The organism is Mesorhizobium sp. CNPSo 4688 (assembly GCF_057784295.1).
Window position 1 is genome coordinate 95,597 of the sequence record NZ_JBWLUY010000008.1, and the last position, 19,529, is coordinate 115,125.

Consider the following 19,529-nt stretch of genomic DNA (forward strand, 5'->3'; position numbering starts at 1 on the left):
CGTAGCACTCGCGTCTATGCGCAACTAGTCGCCATAGAACGCCCGCTTTGGGCCAGCTCAGACCTTGGTCCCACCAGCTGAACGTCCGCTATCGTTCTTCGGACACCAAAAGCCGCCAGTCCGCTGTCGGCCCAGTTCAGCCATTAACTCGTCCGTCCCCCTACCATCCTCTACACCTTTCCCCTCCGCTGGCGTCGCCGGCGTTCCAATCAGTGTATGCCCGCATAAGCGCTTGTCCTTGTTTCGTGGCGATCTCCCGCATCCAGCCTCCCTCCCTGGAACCAAATCCCAGCCTAAACTGTTCAAGTTTGATTCGACGCCGCCTGCCGGTTGGGTAAGCGGCGCACTTGAGGAGCTTGCATCATGACCATCTCATCCAGCTTTCGTTCGCTTGCGGTTGCGGCCATCGCCGCCGTTGCCGTCAGCGCTGCCAGTGCCGCGCATGCCGATAGCGGCACGATCCGCTTTGCCGTCTACAAGGCGGCCTTCTTCGTCGGCGGCTCCGGCGGCGAGGGCACGCTGACCTTCCACGGCCGCACCTATCCCATCTCGATCGGCGGCGTCTCGGGCGGCTTCGCCTTCGGCGTTTCCAAGACCTATTTCCGGGGCACCGTGCGGCACATCAGAAGGGTTCGCGATGCGACCGGGGTTTACGGCGCGGCGGGCGGTGGCGGCGCGCTCGGCAAGGGCGCGCAGGTGATCGTCATGACCAACGACAAGGGCGCCACGCTCGAGCTCACGGGCCGGCAGGTGGGCCTGCAGGTGAATGCGGATTTGAGCGGGATGGCGATTTCGTTGAAGTAGGGGTGACACCAGTTCGTCGCGTCCTGGGTTGGTACGACCGTCCTGGACCGTGGCAATCGCATAGGGTGCTCCCCCACTCCGTCTCGGCTTCGCCGAGCCACCTCTACCCCCACATTCGTGGGGGAGAGGAAATGCTAATCTCCGAGGTCGCGGCTTCGAAAAGCTTGGGTTTCCTCACCGTCAAAAAGCTTGGGCTTTCCTCTCCCCCACTGTGGGGGTAGAGGTGGCTCGGCGAAGCCGAGACGGAGTGGGGGCCGGCGCTGCCATAGGCGGTTGGCCTGCATCTGGGCGGGTACTTGGCTTGCAGCGTCGCGCTCGACTGCAACGCCAGCCTACCTCTCCTCGACAATCCTGAGATACGCCGCCGTCACGAACAGCACTATCAGCCCGAACAGGATCCGCCGCGCGCCCTCCGGCATCTGCAGGATCGTCAGCAGCGTCGTCAGCACGGTGAGGATCAGCGCGCCGATGATGGTGCCGGTGTAGCCGCCGCGGCCGCCGAAGATGGAGGTGCCGCCGATGACGGCGGCGGCGACGGAGGGCAGCACCAGCGGTTCGGCGAGCGACAGCGAGGGGGCCTTGATCAGGCCGACATAGAGCAGGCCGGTGATGCCGGCGAGCACGCTGGAGGTGACGTAGAGCGCGGTGATGACCTGCCAGTATTGCACGCCCGACAGGCGGGTCGCGCGCTCATTGTCGCCGACGGCGTAGAGCAGGCGGCCGAAGCCGGTGCGGGCGAGCGTGAAGACGATGAGGGCTGCCAGCGGCACGAACAGCAAGAGCGCGTTGGGGAAGCCCCATGTGACGCCGGTGCCGAGCCAGGCGAGGAAGTCGGGGATTTTGGCGCCCGAGGCGATCACCGTGCGCTGGTAGACCTGCAGGCAGCCGGTGCCGATCAGGCTGGTGCCCAGCGTCATGATCAGCGGGTGAACGCGGAAGACGCCGACGCCGATGCCGTTGACGAAGCCGATCAGCACGGCCGGCATCATCGCCAAAAGGAACGCCACCGCCGGGTCCTGGTTGACCACTTGCGTCGCCATGATGAAGGCGCTCATCGTCGCCACCGTGCCGACCGACAGGTCGATGCCGCCGGTCAGCATGGTCATGGTCTGGCAGCCCGCCAGGATCGCCAGCGGAATGGCGAATTTGATGGTGTTGGCGATCCAGCGCTCGTTGACGATGCCGGGGCGCAGGATCTGCAGGATCACCACCAGGATGATGAGCAGGATGACCAGCGGGATGAGCGGCCGGTCGGCCATGAAGCGTTTTAGGCGGCGGCCGAAGGGGACGGGGGTGACAGCTGATATACTCATGGGGTGGCTCGCGATTGGGGTGGCGCGACGCATCTTTGCCTTCTCCCCTTGTGGGAGAAGGTGGATCGGCGCGCAGCGCCGAGACGGATGAGGGGTGCGTGATGGAACGAGACGGCGGCGTTCCCTGGAACACCCCTCATCCGACCTCGCTTCGCGAGGCCACCTTCCCCCACAAGGGGGGAAGGAAGAAGGGCGCGCCCTCCCATCATTGCCGCCCCCGCATCGTGATAAACGCGCCGAACATCACCACCGCCACCATGATCAAGCCTTCGATGATGGCGGTGACGTTCGGATCGATGGCGAGCAGCGTCAGGTCCGTGCGCACCAGGCGCAGCACGAAGACGGCGACGATGGGGCCGAGCAGGCCGCCCTTGCCGCCGCCGAGCGCGACGCCGCCCAGCACCACCGCAGCGACGCTGGCCAGCAGATAGGGGCCGGGGATGGGGGCGCCGATGCCGGTGCTCATGGTCAGCGCCAGCCCGCCAAAGGCGGCGAACAGGCCCGACAGCGCATAGGCGATGATGCGGGTGCGCTTGACCGGCACGCCTGAGCGGAACGCCGCCAGTTCGCTGGAGCCGATGGCGTAGAGGGAGAGGCCGAGACGCGAGCGCCTGAGCGGGATCCAGATGATGCAGAGGCAGACGATCAGCACCAGCAGCGCCTTGGGCAGCCAGGCGTCGATGGCGTCGGGCAGACCGGGGATCGGCGCGGTGCCGGAGATCAGCGCCTTCAGCCATTCGGCGATGCCACCGCCCGGCGCGTCGAGCACCAGCAGCGCGGCGCCCTGCAGCACGAACAGCATGGCGAGCGTGACGACGATGTCGGGCACGCGGGTGACGACGATGAGCAGGCCGTTGAGCGCGCCGAGCACGAAACCCATGGCGAGCACGAAGGGCACGACGAACAGCGCGTATTCTTCCGATGCGCCATTCATCATTGAAGCGGCGGTGACGCTGGTCAGCGCCATCATGGCGGCGACCGACAGGTCGATGCCGCCGGCGATGACGACGACGGTCTGCGCGGCGACGGCGAAAGCGTAAGGCAGCACAGCGCGCGCGAGCGAGCCGAAATCATTGCTGCCATAGGCCGGCTGGATGATCCGGGTGGCGATGAACAGGACGATGAGCAGGGCGAACAGGCCGACGACCCAGCCCTGGCGGCGCAGGAAATGGCTCATGGCGTCGCCTCCGGCGCATCGGAGGCATGGGCGGTGGGATCCGCCAGAATGCCGATATCGGCCTTGGCGCCACGCGGCAGGCCGTAGGCGGCGCGCATCAGCGCCGGCTCGTCGGCCTCCTCGACCGGGAAAATGTCGACCAGGCGGCCGCCGAAGATGACGATGACGCGGTCGCAGACGCGCTGCACCTCTTCCAGTTCCGAGGTGTAGAACAGCACCGACTTGCCGTTGCCGGCGAGTTCGCGCAGCAGCTTGTAGATCTCCTGCTTGGTGCCGACATCGATGCCGCGCGTCGGGTCGAAGCACAGGATGGTGCGGGCGTCCGCGGCGATCCAGCGGGCGATGGTCACCTTCTGCTGGTTGCCGCCGGACAGGCGCTGCACTTCGCCTTGCGCGCGGGTGTCGATCTGCAGCCGTTCGATGGCGCTGAGCACCGTGGCGCGCTCGCGGCGCATGTTGATCGGGCCCCAGTTGCGGAGCGCGGCAGAGAAGGGCAGGGCGATGTTTTCACGGACCGAGCGCTGCATGGCGAGCGCTTCGGAACGGTCGCCCGGCACATAGGCAATGCCGGCGCGGATCGCGTCGATCGGGTGCGAGAATTTAACCGGGGCGCCATCGACCTCGATCGTGCCGCCGGAGGGCCGGATCGAGCCGGCAAGGGCGGCGAACAATTCGTCCTGGCCCTGGCCTTCGAGCGCAACGACGCCGGCGACCTCGCCATCGGCGAGATCGAAGGAGACGTCGCTGAGCTTGGTGCCGACGCGTAAGTTTTGCACGGCGATGCGCGGACGGGCAGGGCCGGGCGCGGCCTTCTCGGCGGCGCTGCGGGCGGCGACATGGGTTTTGACAATGCGGGTGCCGAGCATCAGCTCGACGATCTTTTCCTCGACGCCCGGCACGATGTCGACGACGCCGACGGTCTCGCCGTCGCGCAGCACGGTCGCGCGGTCGCACAGTGCCGAAATCTCGACGAAGCGGTGCGAGATGAAGATCACGGCCCGGCCCGAGTCGCCCTGGCGGCGCACCACTTCCAGCACTTTTTCGGCGAGGTTGGCGGGGAGCGCCGCCGTGATCTCGTCGAGCAGCAGCACATCGGGCTCGACGGCCAGCGCGCGTGCCAGGTCGAGCACGCGCAGCACGGCCAGCGGAATATCGCGCGCTGTGTCGCGCAGGTCGAGGTCAAGGATACCGAGCTCGCGCACCCAGGCGCGGAACGGCTCGACCGGCGTGCTGGTCAGCCTGAGGTTGGACAGAACGTCGAGATCGGGGATCAGCGACGGCTCCTGGTAGACCGGCAGCAGCCCGGCGCGGCGCGCGGCGGCGGGCGAGCGTATGTCGCGCGCCTCGCCCCGGATCAGGATGCGGCCGGCATTGGCCGGAATGGCGCCGGTCAGGATTTTTACCAGCGTCGACTTGCCGGCACCGTTGGCGCCCATCAAGGCGTGCACCTCGCCCGGCAGCACCGACAGCGACGCGTTGCGCAGCGCTGCAACCGCGCCGTAGTTCTTGGCGACGCCGGTGGCGTCGAGGAGGGGGCTGGTGGTCAAATGGTTTGGGTCTCGATTTCTGTGCTCAAATAATTGCGAATGTCAGCGCCGCCCCTCACTGTCCTGCCGGACATCTCTCCCCGTGAACGGGGAGAGAGAAGCTGGCCGCAGCGCCGGCGCCCTTCCTGCAACGTTGAAGGTTGGCGAAATCGGCGACGAGCGTCCCCTCCCCGTCACTATACGGGGAGAGGATGCCGGGGGGCAGCGCCGACGGATAGTCGTCAGCAAAAACCTGCTTACTCCCCCGGCCCCTTGCACGCGATGATCTGCTCCTTGGTGTACGTCGTCCACTCCGGGATCGAGATCGAGACAGGCCATTCCGGGCTGAGCGACGGGTCGGCGGCGGCTTTCAGCTTGGCCTTGCCTTCGTCGGTGGCGTTGTCCCACAGTTGCGGGTCGACCAGCACGGTCTGCTGTGCCGGCTTCTTGCCGTCGAGGATCTGCAGCGCCAGCGTCACGCCGGCACCACCGATCGAGCCGGGGTTGGTGACGGCAGCGCCGACGAGACCCTTGACCGAGCTCAGCTGGCCGACGAAGCCGGCATTGTCGGCGCCGACCACCGGCACCAGCGGCGCCTGCGATTCGACCAGCGCGTCGACGATGACGTTGTCGATGCCCGAGGTCCAGATGCCGTTGAACGGCGTGCCGGTGGCGAGGAACGACAGCATCTGCTGCTTGGCCTGGTCCTGCTGCCAGCCGGTGAAGACTTCCTGCGCGACCTTCACGTCGGGGTTTTCGGCCAGCGCCTTCTTGAAACCTTTGTCGCGATCGGAGTCCGCCGAAGCGCCGGCGGCGCCGCGCATGTAAAACACCTCGCCCTTGCTGCCCATCTGCTGGAACAGCCATTTGGCACCGAGATAGGCATACTGCTCCTGGTTGTTGGAGATGATGTAGGCCGACGGTTCGGTGACCGCCTGGTCGACGGCGACGACGACGATGCCGGCCTTGGTGGCTTCCTCCAGGCCCGCCTTGATGCCGGCGGGGTCAGCGGGGTTGACGACAATAGCGTCGACCTTGGCGCTGATCAGATTGCGGATGTCTTCGAGCTGACCGGCGGCGTCTGTGTTGCGGTGGGCGATGTTGAGTTTTGTCACTTCGCCGGACGCCAGCGCCTGCGCCTTCATGGCGCAGACCATTTCCTCGCGCCAGCCATTGCCCTGCACGGTGTTGGAAATGCCGATCGTGTATTTGCCTTCGGCCGACGAGACGCCCATCGAGGCCAGCAAGGCAGCGCCCGCAAGCAGCGGGACCATGGTCAGTATCTTCTTCATGTCAGTACTCCTCCACATTGTTTTTCAGTTCCAGGGTTTTGCTCCCGCCGGATTGCGACAGGATCAAAACCAAGTTGTTGCCTCGTCATTTGACGAAGGGACGCAGCACGTCGCGGGCAAGCAGGAAACCGCGCTTGACCTGATCATCGCTGCCTTCAAAGCGTCGGTCCTCGTGCTCGATGATGACCGAGCCGTCATAGCCGGCGCGGTAGAGGCCGGAGAAGAAGCCGCTCCAGTCGACATCGCCCAACCCCGGCATGCGCGGCACCTGCCACCCTATCCCGGCCGAGAGGATCCCGCGCTCATAAAGTCCATCATGATCAATCATCAGGTCCTTGGCATGGACATGCAGCATGTAGGGACCGAATTCCCTGATGAAGCGGCCCTGGTCGATCATCTGCCAGACCAGATGCGAGGGGTCGAAATTCATGCCGACCTCGCCGCCCCAGGCCTCCAGGATGCGGCGCCAGACCTGCGGCGAATAGGCGATGTTGTGCCCGCCCGGCCACTCGTCATAGCTGAAGATCATCGGGCAATTCTCGAAGGCAAGCTTGACGCCATGGTCGCGTGCATAGGCGACGATTTCGGGCCAGACTTTCAGTGCATCCTGCCAGTTGACGTCGACGGTCTTCGAGGCATCGCCGCCGCAGAAGGTGTTGACGACAGGCACGCCCATATTGACGGCCAGCGCGATGACCTTCTTCAGATGGCCAATGACGGCCTCGCGATGCACAGGGTCCGGATGCAGCGGGTTCGGATAGTAGCCAAGGCCGGAGACGGTCAGCTTCTTCTCCGTCAGCGAGGCGACGATCTCCTTGGCCTGTGCAGGCGAGGTCGAAGCAGCGTCGATGTGGCTGGTGCCGGCGTAGCGTCGCGTCGCGCCGGAAGTTTTCGGCCAGCAGGCAATCTCCAGCGCCTCGAAGCCGGCGGAGTGCGCCCAACCGGCGACCTTGGCAAGCGGCGTCTCCGCAAACGGTGCGGTCAGCAGTCCAAGTTTCATAGTGCCTCCCCTGGTCGTGGCTTCACGACCGGAACCTATAATGCCGATTGTTTGGATCGCTTCAACCGTGCGACCTCATCTCGTTCAAGACTGTGCCGAACGGCCGCCGTCGGATCGTCCGATAGCAGGTCGCCCAGCGCCGATGTGACGGCCGCGCGGAACGTCTCGTCAGCGGCGAGGCCGGGGTCGAATATCCCGTCGATGGCGAGGATGGCGGACGCCAGCGCCTGCGCATCATGGCCGGTCATGTCGGCGATGTCGGCGACCTTATCGGCATAGGGATCCGACACCGGCCAGCGTTTGCCGAAGCGGTCAGAGGCCTGGATGAGATAGGCCATCCAGCCGGCGACCGGCACAGACAGCAGCCCGATGCTGGCGCCCTGGCTCAGCCGGTCGCGGATCGGGTTGAGCAGGCGCTGGACGATCTTTTGCGAACCGTCGGTGGCGACCTGGTGGTTGCGGTGGCGGATAGCTGTGTTCTTCAGCCGGGCAAGGCTCTGCTCGACATAGGCGAGCGGCAGGATGCCGGGCACCGGCATCAGCGTTGGCAGCGTTTCTTCGACCAGCATGCGCCTGATGAAGTCCGACAGCAGCGGGTCGGCCATGGCATCCGATGTGTGTTCGAGCCCGGCCAGCACGCCGAGTGTGGCAAGCGTCGTCTGGGCGCCGTTCAGCACCCGCATCTTGAGATGCTCGAACGGCGTGACATCGTCGACGAAGGTGGCGCCGACCAGATCCCAGCGCGGCATGCGGCCGGCGAATTTTTCCTCGATCACCCATTGCCGGAACGGCTCGCCGACGGCGACAGCGCCGTCGCGATAACCGAACCACTGCTCGACGCTGTCGAGGTCGGCCTGCGTCACCGCCGGCGCGATGCGGTCGACCATGGCTGAGGGGAAAGCGACATTGGCCGCGATCCAATCCGCCAGGCCATTGCCGCGCCGTTCGGCAAAGCTGCGCACGACATTGCCGAGGATGACGCCATTGGTCGGAATGTTGTCGCAGGAGAGCAGCGTCAGCGGCCTTCCATGCGTGGCCATGCGCAGCTCCAGCGCCCGCACCAACAGGCCGGGCACGCTGCGCGGGTTCTCGGGGTTGGCGAGGTCGTGGACGATGTCGGAATGGCCAAGGTCGAGCTCGCCGCTCGACGGGATGTGGCAATAGCCTTTTTCGGTCACCGTCATCGTCACCAGTTCGATGTCAGGCGACACCAGCACGCCGAGCGCCGGTGCCGCACTCTCCTCGCTGTCGACCACCCGGACGATGCTGCCGATGACGCGTGCCTCGATATGGCTGTTTTCGCGGATCAGCCTTGTATAGAGCCCGCCCTGCCGTCCCAGCGTTTCGGCAAGGCTGGGCGGGCGGATGTTGATGCCGACGATGCCCCAGCGGTCGAAGCGCAGCGAGATGAGATCGTCGGTGTATTCGGCCTGATGGCAGCGGTGGAAAGCGCCGACGCCGAGATGGGCCATGCCTGGCGCCAGCATCGTGCGGTCGTAGGACGGTGTCTGGACCGATGCCGGCAAACGGTCGAGCAGCCCCGGCCCAAGTGTCTCGGCGGAGGCACTCACCGGTTCGCCCCGATCACCGCTTGCTCCTGGTCGATCACCGCGCCGGTCGTCGGGCCGGCAGCGTCGGACAGCAGGAAGACGGCGAGGCTGGCGATATCGGTCGGCGTCAGCAGCCTGCCGAAAGGCTGCGCGGCGTTGGCCTTGTCGAGCCAGCCGGGGCCGTTGCCCAAAGTCTCGGCCTGCATGATGCGTTCGGCCGGCGTGTCGGTCCAGCCGACATTGATGCCGTTGACGCGGATGCGATCGAAGCGGTGGGCATTGGCGGCGTTCTTGGTCAGTGTCGCCAGCGCACCCTTGGTGGCGGAATAGACGGCAAGCTCCGGTGAGCCGCAATGGGCGTTGATCGACAGGATGTTGAGAATAGCGCCACCCTGGCCGCGCGTCTTCATGTCGGCAATGGCCGCCTGCATCAGGAAGAACGGCGCTCGCGCGTTGACGGCAAACAGCGCCGCCCAGTCGTCGAGGCTGGCGTCGAGGAAGGAGGCGCGGTCGGTCAGGCCGGCAGCGTTGACGAGGGCATCGATGCGGCCGAAGCGCTCGATGCAGGCTTGCGCCAGAAGGGCGGGGGCCTCCGGGTCGGCAAGATCGGCGGCAACGAAGATGGTCGGCGTGCCCAATTGCGAAAGCTCTGCCGCCACGGCCTTGCCACGCGTTATCTCGCGCCCGGTGACGAGAAGGCCGGCGGCGCCGGAACGCGCCAGCGTCTCGGCAATGGCACGGCCAATGCCTTGCGTCGACCCGGTGACCAAGGCCACCTTGCCGTCAAGCCGGATCTCCATTCCTCCTCCCGGAACAAAGTTTCTATTTTTCTAGATATGGAACGGTAATTCCCGATAGTCAATTGTGCCAGCGGCGGCTCATTCCCCGCGCCGTGCCGCCACCCCATGGACCAGCGCCATGCCCACAGCGAGCGACGCCGCCAGCGAGCGGAAGCCGGCAAAGTCGGATTCCACCACTTCCAGCCAGGCATCCGACAGCGGGATCAGCGGGCTGAAGGTGCTGTCGGTGACGGTGACGATGCGCGCCTTGCGCTCATGCGCCACCGCGACCAGATCGGGAGTGATTGAATTGTAGGGGCTGAAGGAGACGGCGAGCACCGCATCCTTTGTGCCGATGCAGCCGATCTGGTCGAGCGCTGAGGAGCCGACATTGTCGACCAGCACGTTGCGCACGCCCTGCTGCGAGAGGGTCAGCGACAGATAGGCGGTGACGGGAAAGGCGCGCTTGGAGCCGATGACATAGATCAGCTCGGCATCCGCCAGCAGCGCCACCATCTTGTCGAAACTCGCGGCGTCGAAGCCGGTCTCGATGCGGCCGAGCGAGGCCTGCGACGCCCCGACCATGCCATGCAGGAAATGCAGGTTCGGCTCGGTCTCGGTGCGCGGCTCGCCGCGTCCTTCCGGCCATGATCCCTTGATGTGCTCCTTGAACAGGCCCTGGAAATCGGAGAAGCCGGAATAGCCGAAGATCTGCGCAAAGCGCACCAGCGTCGAGGGCTGCACGCCGGCCTGTGCCGCCACCTGCGCGATGGTGCCGAGCGCGACATCGCTCGGATGCTGCCACAGGAAAATCGCCACCTGCCGCAGCCGCTTGGGGAAATGCACCGTGCCCGACGACAGCACCGCGCGCAGCTCCTCGTAAGTCTGTGGCTGGATGTAGCCGAGTGCCGCCAGCGAGCGCCCGCGCTTGCGCGTCGCCGCCTCGTCGGCGATCGATCGTCCCTTGCTTGCCCCACTCATGATTTCAGGCTAGCGCGATACGATCGTTTTACAATATGAAAATTGGAAATCGTGTTCGAAAGCGGTCTGCCGGGAGGAGCTTGAAATGGTCTACGCAACATCGGACGGATCGGCGGGCAAGCGGCTGCGGGTCGGCATGGTCGGCGGTGGGCGCAATGCTTTCATCGGCGCCGTGCATCGGCTCGCCATGCGGCTGGACGACCAGATCGTTCTGGTCGCCGGCGCGCTGTCGTCCGACCCGGAAAATGCCACCGCTTCCGCTGCCGAGATCGGCATCGCGCCGGAGCGCAGCTATGCCGATTATCGCGAGATGGCGCGAGCCGAAGCGGCGCGGCCGGACGGCATCGAGGCGGTGGTCATCGTTACGCCCAACCACTTGCATGCGCCGATCGCGACCGCCTTTCTCGAAGCCGGCATCGACGTGATCTGCGATAAGCCGCTGTCGACGACGCTCAGCGACGCCGAGGCGCTGGTGGCGCTGGCGAAGACGAAGAAGCGCCGCTTCGTGGTCACCCTCAACAACACCGGCTACGCCATGGTGCGGCAGGCGCGCGAGATGGTGGCGACGGGTGAACTTGGGCGGATCGTTTCCGTGCACGGCGCCTATATCCAGGACTGGCTGACGAAGCCGATCGACGCCGAAGGCCAGAAGCAGGCGGAGTGGCGCACCGATCCGGCGCGCGCCGGGCAATCGGCGGTGCTGGCCGATATCGGCGTGCATGCGTTCAACCTGGCAAGCTATATCTCCGGCTGCGAGGCCGAGGCTGTTTCGGCGGATCTGTTCACCGCCGTGCCCGGGCGCCGGCTCGACGACAATGCGCATGTGCTGGTGCGCTGGACCGGTGGGCCCCGCGGCACGATCCTCGCCAGCCAGACCTCGCCCGGCCACTACAATGACCTCTCCGTGCGCATCTATGGCGACAGAGCCGGGCTCGAATGGTCGGGCGGCCGGCCGGAGGAATTGCGCTTCTCCGTCTATGGCGAGGAAACCCGCACGCTGGTGCGCGGCGGCCATGGCTCGACGGCGGAAGCCCAGCGTGTGTCACGCATGCCGGCGGCGCACCCCGAAGGCTATATCGAGGCCTTCGCCAATTTCTACCGCGACGCCGCGGATATCATCCGCGCCCATCGGTCCGGTGGGGTGGTCGATGCGGCGCGCGCGGCGCAGGTGCCGGATGTGGTTGACGGGGCGCGCGGCGTGAAGTTTGTCGCGGCGGCAGTGGAGTCGAATGCAGCGGGTGGGGTGTGGACGGCGGCGCGGTTTGGGTGAGGCGAGATAGTGGGCTGCTGTGGTTTAGCGGCATATGCAATCGCTGAAGGCGTACTGGCGCTGCCCTACGCGATTGTCCTGCCGAAGGCGCTACAGCGGTTCAGCTGACCTGGCTGCATCTGGGTGCCAAGTACTCTTCGGAGGCTTTACTGGATAAAAACAAAACACTGCTACGCATGTGTTAATCATGATTTGGCTTGTTCATTGTCAGGACACCGGCCCGACCGTATTCGGTAACAATGCGCAACTTCCAACTGTTCCTTGCCGCCAGTCTTGGCTGCCTCGTTCTCTCGGCGTTTTCCTTTGGCGCGCCGCAAAGCCTGCTGGTCACCCTGTTTCCAGACAGCAATGCAGCGAAGGTGGCGCAATGCAGAAGCCTTCTCAAAATCCATTTCGACAGCGGTAAATGGCCGGACAAGGGTACGCCCGACTATATAAGCTTCTATGATTGCTACGTTCTGATCTGCGGGCGCAAGCCGGGCACTTGAAGGCACATCGCCGGGCTTCCTGAATCCTCTTTCTGGAATGCCTTATCCGCTCAACGCCGCTTTGGGCGACTGCCGGGGGACTTGTTGCCGCGCGGGCCGCTCTGAACCGGCGTGTTGCCCTGGTTTTCCTCGGATAGTTTGCGCCAGCGGGCCAGGCGCTCGGGATCGAGCGTACCGGCCTTCAGGGCAGCCTGCACCGCGCAGCCCGGTTCGTGAACATGGGTGCAGTCGCGAAACTTGCACAGTGGGGCGAGCTCGGTGATTTCGGCAAACAGCGTGTCGATGCCGGAGGCGACGTCGCTGACATGCAGCGTGCGCATGCCCGGCGTATCGATCACCCAGCCGCCGCCGGCGATGGCGTGCAGCGACCGCGCCGTGGTGGTGTGGCGGCCCTTGGCATCGTGCTCCCTGATGCCCGCGGTCTGTTGCGGCGCTTGCTGCGCCGATCCGGCCAGCGTGTTGACCAGCGTCGATTTGCCGACGCCAGAGGAGCCGACCAGCGCCACAGTCTGGCCCGCGCCGCACCAGGCGGCGAGCGCGGTTGCGGCATCGGCGACGCGCGGGTTCAGCGTCACCACGGCCAGCCCCCGTTGCAGGGCTGCAGCCTGGCTTTGGTACGCCTCGGCATCGTCAGCCGTGTCGGCCTTGGTCAGCAGGATTACCGGCGTCGTTCCGGCCTCGTTGGCCAGCGCCAGATAGCGCTCGAGCCGGGCGATGTTGAAATCGGCATTGCAGGAGGTGACGATGAACAGTGTGTCGACATTGGCCGCAGCCAGCTGCGGCACCCTGCCGCCCTGGGTGCGACGCTCCAGCACCGTCTTGCGGGTCAGGCGGCGGCGCAGCAGGTGCGTGTGGGGCGCGACAAGCACCCAGTCGCCGACGGCATAGTCGCCGGTGTTCGCATTCGCCGGCAGCGTCAGGTCTGCCGGCCCTGCCTGGGACAGGCCGGACAGGCGGTCACGGTGCACCGAGGCGATGCGCGTCGGGACGAGGTCTGCCTCATCGGCCTCAAGTTGATCGCCGAAGAACTCAGTCCAGCCCAGGCTTGCGAGGGTAGCCGTCACAGCTTTGACCAAAGGGACGGCTTCACAGGCATCGGAGATATTCTTGGCAAATGGGCGCGCACAACAGCTTCTCGAGGCTGGGCAATGATCCAGCCGTTCTATGGGCGGCATGGCGGGATTTGGCAAGCCGGGCCATCAAAAGCGTGAGGGCCTCCGTTCTGCTGGGAGCGTGAGCGAATTCATAGATGGAGCACCTGCTGCGAGGCGTAAGATGCCGGAGCACCGCAGTGTCTTTTTGCGAGGCTGTCATCCAATTCTTGCATTGTTCAGCATTCAACTCCGGCCATTGGGAGCAGCCATGCGTGTCACTAAGGGCAATGATCATCTCAAGGTGAAGGCGGTTGCCGGCACGCGTGTCGTGTTGCTGGCACTCGATATGGACGAAGCGTCCCGCGAGGGCCTGCTCGGCTTCGCGGTCAAACGCGGCATCAAGGGACACGAGCAGACCTGGCTGCGCGGGACCAAATATTTTAGGGATCTGGTGCCGCATCCCGACCCCGAGGACGATTATTCGTCGCGCGAGCAGCCGTTCCAGACTTTTCTCTGGTCCGACTACAAGGCATTCGCGGATACGGACTATGATTTCACCATCGTCGCGCTCTATGGCGACATCCATGCGTTCGAGGAACGCCACACGCTCGAATTCTCGATCCGCACCGAGGCGGAGGACAATGAGCATCACGGCGTCTGGTTCAACCGCGGCGCCATCGCCAGCCACGCTTTCGAGACGAAATTTCACAACAAGCGGCTGACCGAGGAGATGACGGACAATGTCAGCGACGACGGCAAGCTGCTCGATCCGGAAACCGAGTGGCTGTCGCGCGGCCTGGCCGAAGCCTGCCTGAAATACATCAACGCAACTGGCCCCGGCGAAGGGCTTCGGGTCTGCGCTTACGAGTTCACCTATCTGCCGATCCTGCGGGCGCTGAAACGCGCGCTCGATCGCGGCGTCGACGTCCAGATCGTCTATCACGACACCAAGAAGGACGACGACGCCAACCGCGCGGCGATCGGCAAGGCCGGGCTTCCCGACAAGGTGGTCCACGGGGGGCAGGAGACGCAGGTATTGTCCCGGCGCACGCGCACGCCGATCCCGCACAACAAGTTCATCGTCAAGCTCGTCGGCGGCAAGCCGAAACGGGTCTGGACCGGCTCGACCAATTTCACCGACACCGGCTTTTTCGGCCAGACCAATGTCGGCCATCTGGTGACGGACGCCGACACGGCAAAGATTTATCTCGACTACTGGACGGAATTGTCCGTCGATCCGACCCACAGCGTCGCGCTGAAGAACGCGACCAAGCTGACGCCCAACCCGCCGAACGTCATTGCAAAAAAATCGATCGCCGCATTCTTCTCGCCACGCATCGCCGACAACATGCTCGACTGGTACGGCCAGCGGATCACCGACACCACGACGCTGGCGATGATGACGATCCCGTTCAATGTGGCCAAGACCATTCTCGCCGCACTCGGCAAGAAGCGGGATGCGATGCGGCTGGTGGTGCTCGAGGACGTGCCGGCCGCCGAGGTCACCGCCGCCGAAAAGGCCAATCGTGGAAAGCTCGCTTTCTCCAACGGCGCGATCCTGGGAAAATCCTTCATCAAGTACAAGGTGGGCGGCGCCAAGGTGGTGCCGATCGCCAATTCCGATCTCGATGAATGGTTCGTCGAAGAGGAGCTGGCGCGCCCCACCAACAACGGCCACGTCTTTTTCATCCATTCCAAGGTGCTGCTGATCGATCCCTTGTCCGACGATCCGCTGATCTGCTCGGGATCGACGAATTTCTCCACCAACTCGCTGACCTCCAACGACGAGAACATGCTACTGATCCGTGGCAACACGCGGGTCGCCGACATCTACATGACCGAGGTCGATCGCATTTTCCGCCACTTCCGCTCGCGCGACATCATCAACCACAATGCCGAGGCGGGTGAGCACAACAAGTGGCTGGAGCTCGACACCACCGGCGCCTGGATCGGCCCGAATTTCAAGGAGGCCAACTACAAGAACAATCGCCGGCAGCTGTTCTTCCCCGAGGCGGATGTCGGGACGTGGAGCGATCAAGCGGCCGCCGACCCCGATCCGTTCGCGGACGAAAAGGAACGCGCCGCGGCCAAGAAAAAGAAGAAACCGCCGCAGAGGTGAGCGGAGTTACAGCAATTCCAGGAAAAGTGTGAAACGGTTTTCCCGGGAAAAGCGCGTAGCTCTTTCCCTTGGGAATTGCGTCAAAACAAGGAGTTAGAGCGGGTCGCCGTTTCCGTGAAACGGTGAACTGCTCTATCGCTCGCCTGGGCGCGCTGTCTTTCTTGCGAGAGGAGGGGATGGCCGGCGCCACAGGGGGCGGGGGGTTGGGATGGGGTTGCCTGAAGCACCGGCCAAAGCGGGACAAGTCCCGCTGCTGAACAAGGTATCAGAGGTTGGATCGGTTCATATGGTGTGATCGCGGAACTGGCGCAAAAGCGCTTTCGCATCGCCGCTTCGGTGCCGCCAAAGGCCCTGCAACCGGTGGTTTTCCGGTGGGTTGCGTGGGTTGCGCAAGCGCCGGTTGAAGGTGCTCAGGCAGCTGTCGTTTTGAGTGTTGGTTCCGGCGTCGCACAACGGATTGTATGATCGGCCATTAATCCGCCGTGCAGCTTGTTATTGTGCAGTGCAGCAACGATATTGCTGCGAGTGCGTTGTGCACGACTGCCATTCCGGCGCGCAAGGATACTGATTTGCGAAATATGTCCGATACGATCGCTCGCCTCAGCGCGATGCGCGGCCGGCCTGTCGGCTCCATGCAGAGCAAGGACGACCATCTGTCCGACATGACGGGGTTCGGGTCCAATCCCGGCGCCTTGCGGGCGCGGCTTTATCTTCCTGACAACCTGCCGCGGCAGGCGGCGCTGGTCGTCGTGCTGCATGGCTGTACCCAGAATGCCGCCGGCTACGATCACGGTTCCGGCTGGACCGAGCTCGCAGCGGAGCAGGGTTTTGCCGTGCTGTTCCCGGAGCAGCGGCGCGCCAACAACGCAAACCTTTGCTTCAACTGGTTTGTGCCCGGCGATATCCGCCGCGACAGCGGCGAGGCGGCGTCCATCCGCCAGATGATCGAGGCGGCTATCGTCACGCATGGTCTCGACCGCAGTCGCATCTTCGTCACCGGACTGTCGGCTGGCGGCGCCATGGCGGCGGCGATGCTGGCTGCCTATCCGGAGGTGTTTGCCGGCGGCGCGATCATTGCCGGGCTTGCCTATGGCAGCGCCTCGACCATCCCCGAAGCCTTCGACCGCATGCGCGGCCATGGCGGCCCGTCCAGGGCCGAACTGCAGCGTCTGCTGCAGGCGGCCTCGCCGCACAAGGGTCCGTGGCCACGGATTTCGGTGTGGCAGGGCACGGCCGACACCACCGTCGTGCCGGCCAATGCGGACGCGGTGCTGGCGCAATGGCAAAGCGTGCACGGCGTCGGTGAGAGACCGACACGCACGGAAAAGGTCGACGGTCAGACGCGGAAAGTCTGGTCGGGCAGCGATGGACGCGACGTCGTTGAGACATTCACCATTGCCGGCATGGGCCACGGCACACCGCTGAAGACGAGCGGCGACGATGGCCTCGGCAAAGCAGGGCCGTTCATGCTGGATGTCGGGATTTCCTCGACGCGCCACATCGCCCGCTTCTGGGATCTGGCAAAGCCGGGCGTTCGACATAAGGTGAAAGCCGCGACCGCTTCAGGCGCGGCGTTGCAGCCCTTTGCGCCGAAGGAAAAGCCGCGCGCGGTCCGTGTCGATCCCACGCCGGGGCCTGCCAGCGCACGCGGCACGGCAGGCGGCATTACCAAGGTCATCGAAGATGCACTGCGCGCAGCGGGGCTGATGCGCTAGCGTTTGGCGAAGGCGAGCTTACGGGCTCGCCCGCCACACTCATCCCTTGCGAGCAGGGACCGGCGAAGGGGCGGGCTCTTCCCCCTCGACGCTGTTGTCGTTCACCCGCAGTGAGTTGCCTTCCACCTTGTTCGGTTCGGCATCGGTGCGCGGCTTCGTCGGCGCCGGCAAGGGAGTTTCGTCGCGCTCTCCCGCGCTGTTGTCGTTTACCCGCAACGCCTTGCCTGTGACCTTTGTTCGGTCGCTGTCATCGTTCATGTCGAACTCCTTGCTTGTGCCAACCAGGGCCACGCTTGGCTATGCCATCTTCACCTTCGGCTCGCGCGCCCACAGGCGCAGCACGCCGAGGGCCGACACAAAGCCGGCGACATCCTTGGGTCCGGAGACCGCGACGCAGCCATCGTCGAGGCTGTCGGCAATGCCTGCCTTGTCAAGCAGCGGCAGTGCCGCCTCGACATAGCCGATGAACTTGCAATGGGCGAAAGCGTCGGCGACGAAATCGCGCGCCGTGGATTCCTTGACCAGATCGGCCATCGCCGCCTTGGATGGCAGCAAGGCGACCGCATCGTAGAGCACGGACGGGCCGCCGCCGATCATCTGCTGCGCCTCGATCAGGCTGCCGTCGTTGGCCTTGGCGCCGCCGACCTTCGGGGCGATGATTTCGAACACCGCACCGGCCTTGGTTAATGCAGCGGTCAGCGCCTTGAGCAGCGCGGCATCGGTGCCGTCGGTCACCAATATGCCGAGCTTGCGGCCCTCGAAACGGTTGGGGCCGTTGGCGACGATGCTGAGCGAAGGTGAAGCGGCCAAATCCTGTCTGGTGGCAATGGCGGCATCGGCCGGTTTCGGCATCGCCTTCAGACCAAGCCCGTCGCCGACCTTGTTGGCCAGCCCTTCATCGATGTTGAGCAGGTGGGACACCATGCGTTCGCGAATGACAGGGGTCTGCACCTTGCTGAGCTCGAAGGTCAGCGCGGCCGCGATATGGCCTTGCTCGGGCGGCGTCTGGCTGATGTAGAACTGCCGCGCCTGGCTATAGTGGTCGGCGAAGCTTTCGGCGCGGATGCGCTGCTTTGGACCTTGCTCTGCCTCGGCAAAGGAGCGGAAGCCGCGCTGCGGCGATTCCCGCGGGCCTTCGCCGAAGGAATTCGGCTGGTAGTTTACCCGGCCGACCGGATTGCGCATGGCCATATGGCCGTCCTGCTGGAAATTGTGGAACGGACATTTCGGCGCGTTGATCGGGATGTGGGTGAAGTTGGTGCTGCCCAGCCGCTTTATCTGCGTGTCGAGATAGGAAAAATTCCGGCCCTGCAGCAGCGGGTCGTTGGAGAAGTCGATGCCGGGCGGAACGTTCTGGGTCATGAAGGCGACCTGTTCGGTCTCCGCGAAAAAATTGTCAGGCATGCGGTCGAGAACCAGACGGCCGACCGGGATTGGCGGCAGGATCTCTTCGGGGATCAGCTTGGTGGCGTCGAGCACGTCGAAATCGAAACTGTCGGCAAAGTCCTGGTCGAACAATTGCAGTTGCAATTCCCACTCGGGAAACGCGCCGGCCTTGATCGAGTCCCAGAGATCACGGCGATGGAAATCCGGATCGGCGCCGTTGATCTTGACCGCTTCGTTCCACGCCACTGATTGCAGGCCGAGCTTCGGCTTCCAGTGGAACTTGACGAAGGTGGATTCGTCCTTGGCGTTGAGCATGCGGAAGGTGTGGACGCCGAAGCCTTCCATGAAGCGGAAGGAGCGCGGGATCGCCCGGTCAGACATCACCCACATGATCATGTGCATGGACTCAGGCGTCAGCGAGATGAAGTCCCAGAAATTATCATGCGCCGATTGCGCCTGCGGAAAGGCGCGGTCGGGCTCTTCCTTCACGGCGTGGACCATGTCGGGAAACTTGATGGCGTCCTGGATGAAGAACACCGGGATGTTGTTGCCGACAATGTCCCAATTGCCTTCCTGCGTGTAGAGCTTGACGGCGAAGCCGCGCACGTCGCGCGCCAGGTCGAACGATCCCTTGTTGCCGGCAACGGTGGAGAAGCGCACGAAGGCCGGCGTCTTCTCGCCGGCGCGCTGGAAGATGTCGGCGCGGGTGTACTTGGTCAGCGATTCATAAGTCTCGAAATAGCCGTGCGCGCCGTAGCCGCGCGCATGCACGACGCGCTCGGGGATGCGCTCATGGTCGAAATGGAAAATCTTCTCGCGGAAATGAAAGTCTTCGAGCACCGTCGGTCCGCGCGCGCCGATCTTCAGTGAATTCTGGTCGTCCGAGACCGGTCCGCCCCGGGCGGTGGTGAGGACGGGAACGTCGCCCTCGGCAATCTGATGCAATTCTCCCCCTTCGCCTCGAACCAGCTTCTGATCGTGGATGACAGCCTGATTGCTGACGCGGCTTGGAGACTTGGACATGGACGGGTTCCT

Annotated in this window: 16 protein-coding genes; 5 read left to right on the forward strand and 11 right to left on the reverse strand. The window is 64.6% G+C overall.

From position 1 onward, the window contains the following. The first annotated feature begins 363 nt into the window (after positions 1 to 363). Positions 364 to 804 (forward strand): hypothetical protein, encoded by a 441-nt coding sequence (locus AC04SH_RS16465; RefSeq protein WP_488575805.1) that lies wholly within the window; start codon positions 364 to 366, stop codon positions 802 to 804. 332 nt (positions 805 to 1,136) lie between these two features. On the opposite strand, the gene AC04SH_RS16470 is transcribed toward AC04SH_RS16465, so the two are convergent. The 8 genes from AC04SH_RS16470 to AC04SH_RS16505 form a co-directional block, all read right to left on the reverse strand. Beyond that, positions 1,137 to 2,117 carry an ABC transporter permease gene (locus AC04SH_RS16470; protein WP_488575806.1) on the reverse strand — a complete coding sequence of 327 codons (981 nt, stop codon included), beginning with the start codon at positions 2,115 to 2,117 and terminating at the stop codon, positions 1,137 to 1,139. Positions 2,118 to 2,322: 205 nt separating this feature from the next. Then, positions 2,323 to 3,294 (reverse strand): ABC transporter permease, encoded by a 972-nt coding sequence (locus AC04SH_RS16475; RefSeq protein WP_477233219.1) that lies wholly within the window; start codon positions 3,292 to 3,294, stop codon positions 2,323 to 2,325. Next, the gene (locus tag AC04SH_RS16480; protein WP_488575807.1) at positions 3,291 to 4,841 is read right to left on the reverse strand and encodes a sugar ABC transporter ATP-binding protein; all 1,551 of its coding nucleotides are present in this window, start codon (positions 4,839 to 4,841) and stop codon (positions 3,291 to 3,293) included. The genes AC04SH_RS16475 and AC04SH_RS16480 overlap by 4 nt, the downstream gene beginning before the upstream one ends. 236 nt (positions 4,842 to 5,077) lie before the next feature. Beyond that, a complete protein-coding gene (locus AC04SH_RS16485; protein ID WP_488575808.1) occupies positions 5,078 to 6,112 on the reverse strand; it encodes an ABC transporter substrate-binding protein in 1,035 nt (344 codons plus the stop codon). Positions 6,113 to 6,197: 85 nt separating this feature from the next. Continuing rightward, positions 6,198 to 7,112: a sugar phosphate isomerase/epimerase family protein gene (locus AC04SH_RS16490; RefSeq protein ID WP_488575809.1), complete on the reverse strand. Its 915-nt coding sequence runs from the start codon at positions 7,110 to 7,112 to the stop codon at positions 6,198 to 6,200. A 35-nt stretch (positions 7,113 to 7,147) separates the two neighbouring features. Further along, positions 7,148 to 8,683 carry a mannitol dehydrogenase family protein gene (locus AC04SH_RS16495; RefSeq protein ID WP_488575810.1) on the reverse strand — a complete coding sequence of 512 codons (1,536 nt, stop codon included), beginning with the start codon at positions 8,681 to 8,683 and terminating at the stop codon, positions 7,148 to 7,150. Further along, a complete protein-coding gene (locus AC04SH_RS16500) occupies positions 8,680 to 9,462 on the reverse strand; it encodes an SDR family oxidoreductase (protein WP_488575811.1) in 783 nt (260 codons plus the stop codon). Before AC04SH_RS16500 ends, AC04SH_RS16495 begins: the two co-directional genes overlap by 4 nt. A 78-nt stretch (positions 9,463 to 9,540) precedes the next feature. Beyond that, positions 9,541 to 10,422 carry a MurR/RpiR family transcriptional regulator gene (locus AC04SH_RS16505; protein WP_488575812.1) on the reverse strand — a complete coding sequence of 294 codons (882 nt, stop codon included), beginning with the start codon at positions 10,420 to 10,422 and terminating at the stop codon, positions 9,541 to 9,543. A gap of 85 nt (positions 10,423 to 10,507) precedes the next feature. On the opposite strand from AC04SH_RS16505, the gene AC04SH_RS16510 reads away from it, so the two are divergent. Both AC04SH_RS16510 and AC04SH_RS16515 read left to right on the forward strand, forming a co-directional pair. Then, a complete protein-coding gene (locus tag AC04SH_RS16510; RefSeq protein ID WP_488575813.1) occupies positions 10,508 to 11,692 on the forward strand; it encodes a Gfo/Idh/MocA family protein in 1,185 nt (394 codons plus the stop codon). Positions 11,693 to 11,931: 239 nt separating this feature from the next. Next, entirely contained in the window at positions 11,932 to 12,180 is a 249-nt protein-coding gene (locus AC04SH_RS16515) for a hypothetical protein (RefSeq protein ID WP_488575814.1), read from the forward strand. 50 nt (positions 12,181 to 12,230) lie between these two features. On the opposite strand, the gene rsgA is transcribed toward AC04SH_RS16515, so the two are convergent. Beyond that, positions 12,231 to 13,283: a ribosome small subunit-dependent GTPase A gene (rsgA, locus tag AC04SH_RS16520; RefSeq protein WP_488576038.1), complete on the reverse strand. Its 1,053-nt coding sequence runs from the start codon at positions 13,281 to 13,283 to the stop codon at positions 12,231 to 12,233. 259 nt (positions 13,284 to 13,542) lie between these two features. Here rsgA and AC04SH_RS16525 point away from each other — a divergent pair, with 259 nt between their 5' ends. Both AC04SH_RS16525 and AC04SH_RS16530 read left to right on the forward strand, forming a co-directional pair. Beyond that, the gene (locus AC04SH_RS16525; RefSeq protein ID WP_488575815.1) at positions 13,543 to 15,393 is read left to right on the forward strand and encodes a phospholipase D-like domain-containing protein; all 1,851 of its coding nucleotides are present in this window, start codon (positions 13,543 to 13,545) and stop codon (positions 15,391 to 15,393) included. 569 nt (positions 15,394 to 15,962) lie between these two features. Beyond that, positions 15,963 to 17,108: an extracellular catalytic domain type 1 short-chain-length polyhydroxyalkanoate depolymerase gene (locus AC04SH_RS16530; protein ID WP_488575816.1), complete on the forward strand. Its 1,146-nt coding sequence runs from the start codon at positions 15,963 to 15,965 to the stop codon at positions 17,106 to 17,108. Positions 17,109 to 17,147: 39 nt separating this feature from the next. Here AC04SH_RS16530 and AC04SH_RS16535 read toward each other — a convergent pair whose 3' ends face one another. Both AC04SH_RS16535 and katE read right to left on the reverse strand, forming a co-directional pair. Next, a complete protein-coding gene (locus AC04SH_RS16535; RefSeq protein ID WP_488575817.1) occupies positions 17,148 to 17,366 on the reverse strand; it encodes a hypothetical protein in 219 nt (72 codons plus the stop codon). 39 nt (positions 17,367 to 17,405) lie between these two features. Then, complete coding sequence (gene katE, locus AC04SH_RS16540) at positions 17,406 to 19,517, reverse strand: catalase (protein ID WP_488575818.1); 2,112 nt, start codon at positions 19,515 to 19,517, stop codon at positions 17,406 to 17,408. Positions 19,518 to 19,529 lie beyond the last annotated feature (12 nt).

What these genes read in the sequence shown, in the direction of transcription:
- AC04SH_RS16465 (WP_488575805.1), top strand. Translation starts at nt 364, where the DNA reads ATGACCATCTCATCCAGCTTTCGTTCGCTTGCGGTTGCGGCCATCGCC.
- AC04SH_RS16470 (WP_488575806.1), bottom strand. Translation starts at nt 2,117, where the DNA reads ATGAGTATATCAGCTGTCACCCCCGTCCCCTTCGGCCGCCGCCTAAAA.
- AC04SH_RS16475 (WP_477233219.1), bottom strand. Translation starts at nt 3,294, where the DNA reads ATGAGCCATTTCCTGCGCCGCCAGGGCTGGGTCGTCGGCCTGTTCGCC.
- AC04SH_RS16485 (WP_488575808.1), bottom strand. Translation starts at nt 6,112, where the DNA reads ATGAAGAAGATACTGACCATGGTCCCGCTGCTTGCGGGCGCTGCCTTG.
- AC04SH_RS16490 (WP_488575809.1), bottom strand. Translation starts at nt 7,112, where the DNA reads ATGAAACTTGGACTGCTGACCGCACCGTTTGCGGAGACGCCGCTTGCC.
- AC04SH_RS16500 (WP_488575811.1), bottom strand. Translation starts at nt 9,462, where the DNA reads ATGGAGATCCGGCTTGACGGCAAGGTGGCCTTGGTCACCGGGTCGACG.
- AC04SH_RS16505 (WP_488575812.1), bottom strand. Translation starts at nt 10,422, where the DNA reads ATGAGTGGGGCAAGCAAGGGACGATCGATCGCCGACGAGGCGGCGACG.
- AC04SH_RS16510 (WP_488575813.1), top strand. Translation starts at nt 10,508, where the DNA reads ATGGTCTACGCAACATCGGACGGATCGGCGGGCAAGCGGCTGCGGGTC.
- AC04SH_RS16515 (WP_488575814.1), top strand. Translation starts at nt 11,932, where the DNA reads ATGCGCAACTTCCAACTGTTCCTTGCCGCCAGTCTTGGCTGCCTCGTT.
- AC04SH_RS16525 (WP_488575815.1), top strand. Translation starts at nt 13,543, where the DNA reads ATGCGTGTCACTAAGGGCAATGATCATCTCAAGGTGAAGGCGGTTGCC.
- AC04SH_RS16535 (WP_488575817.1), bottom strand. Translation starts at nt 17,366, where the DNA reads ATGAACGATGACAGCGACCGAACAAAGGTCACAGGCAAGGCGTTGCGG.
- katE (WP_488575818.1), bottom strand. Translation starts at nt 19,517, where the DNA reads ATGTCCAAGTCTCCAAGCCGCGTCAGCAATCAGGCTGTCATCCACGAT.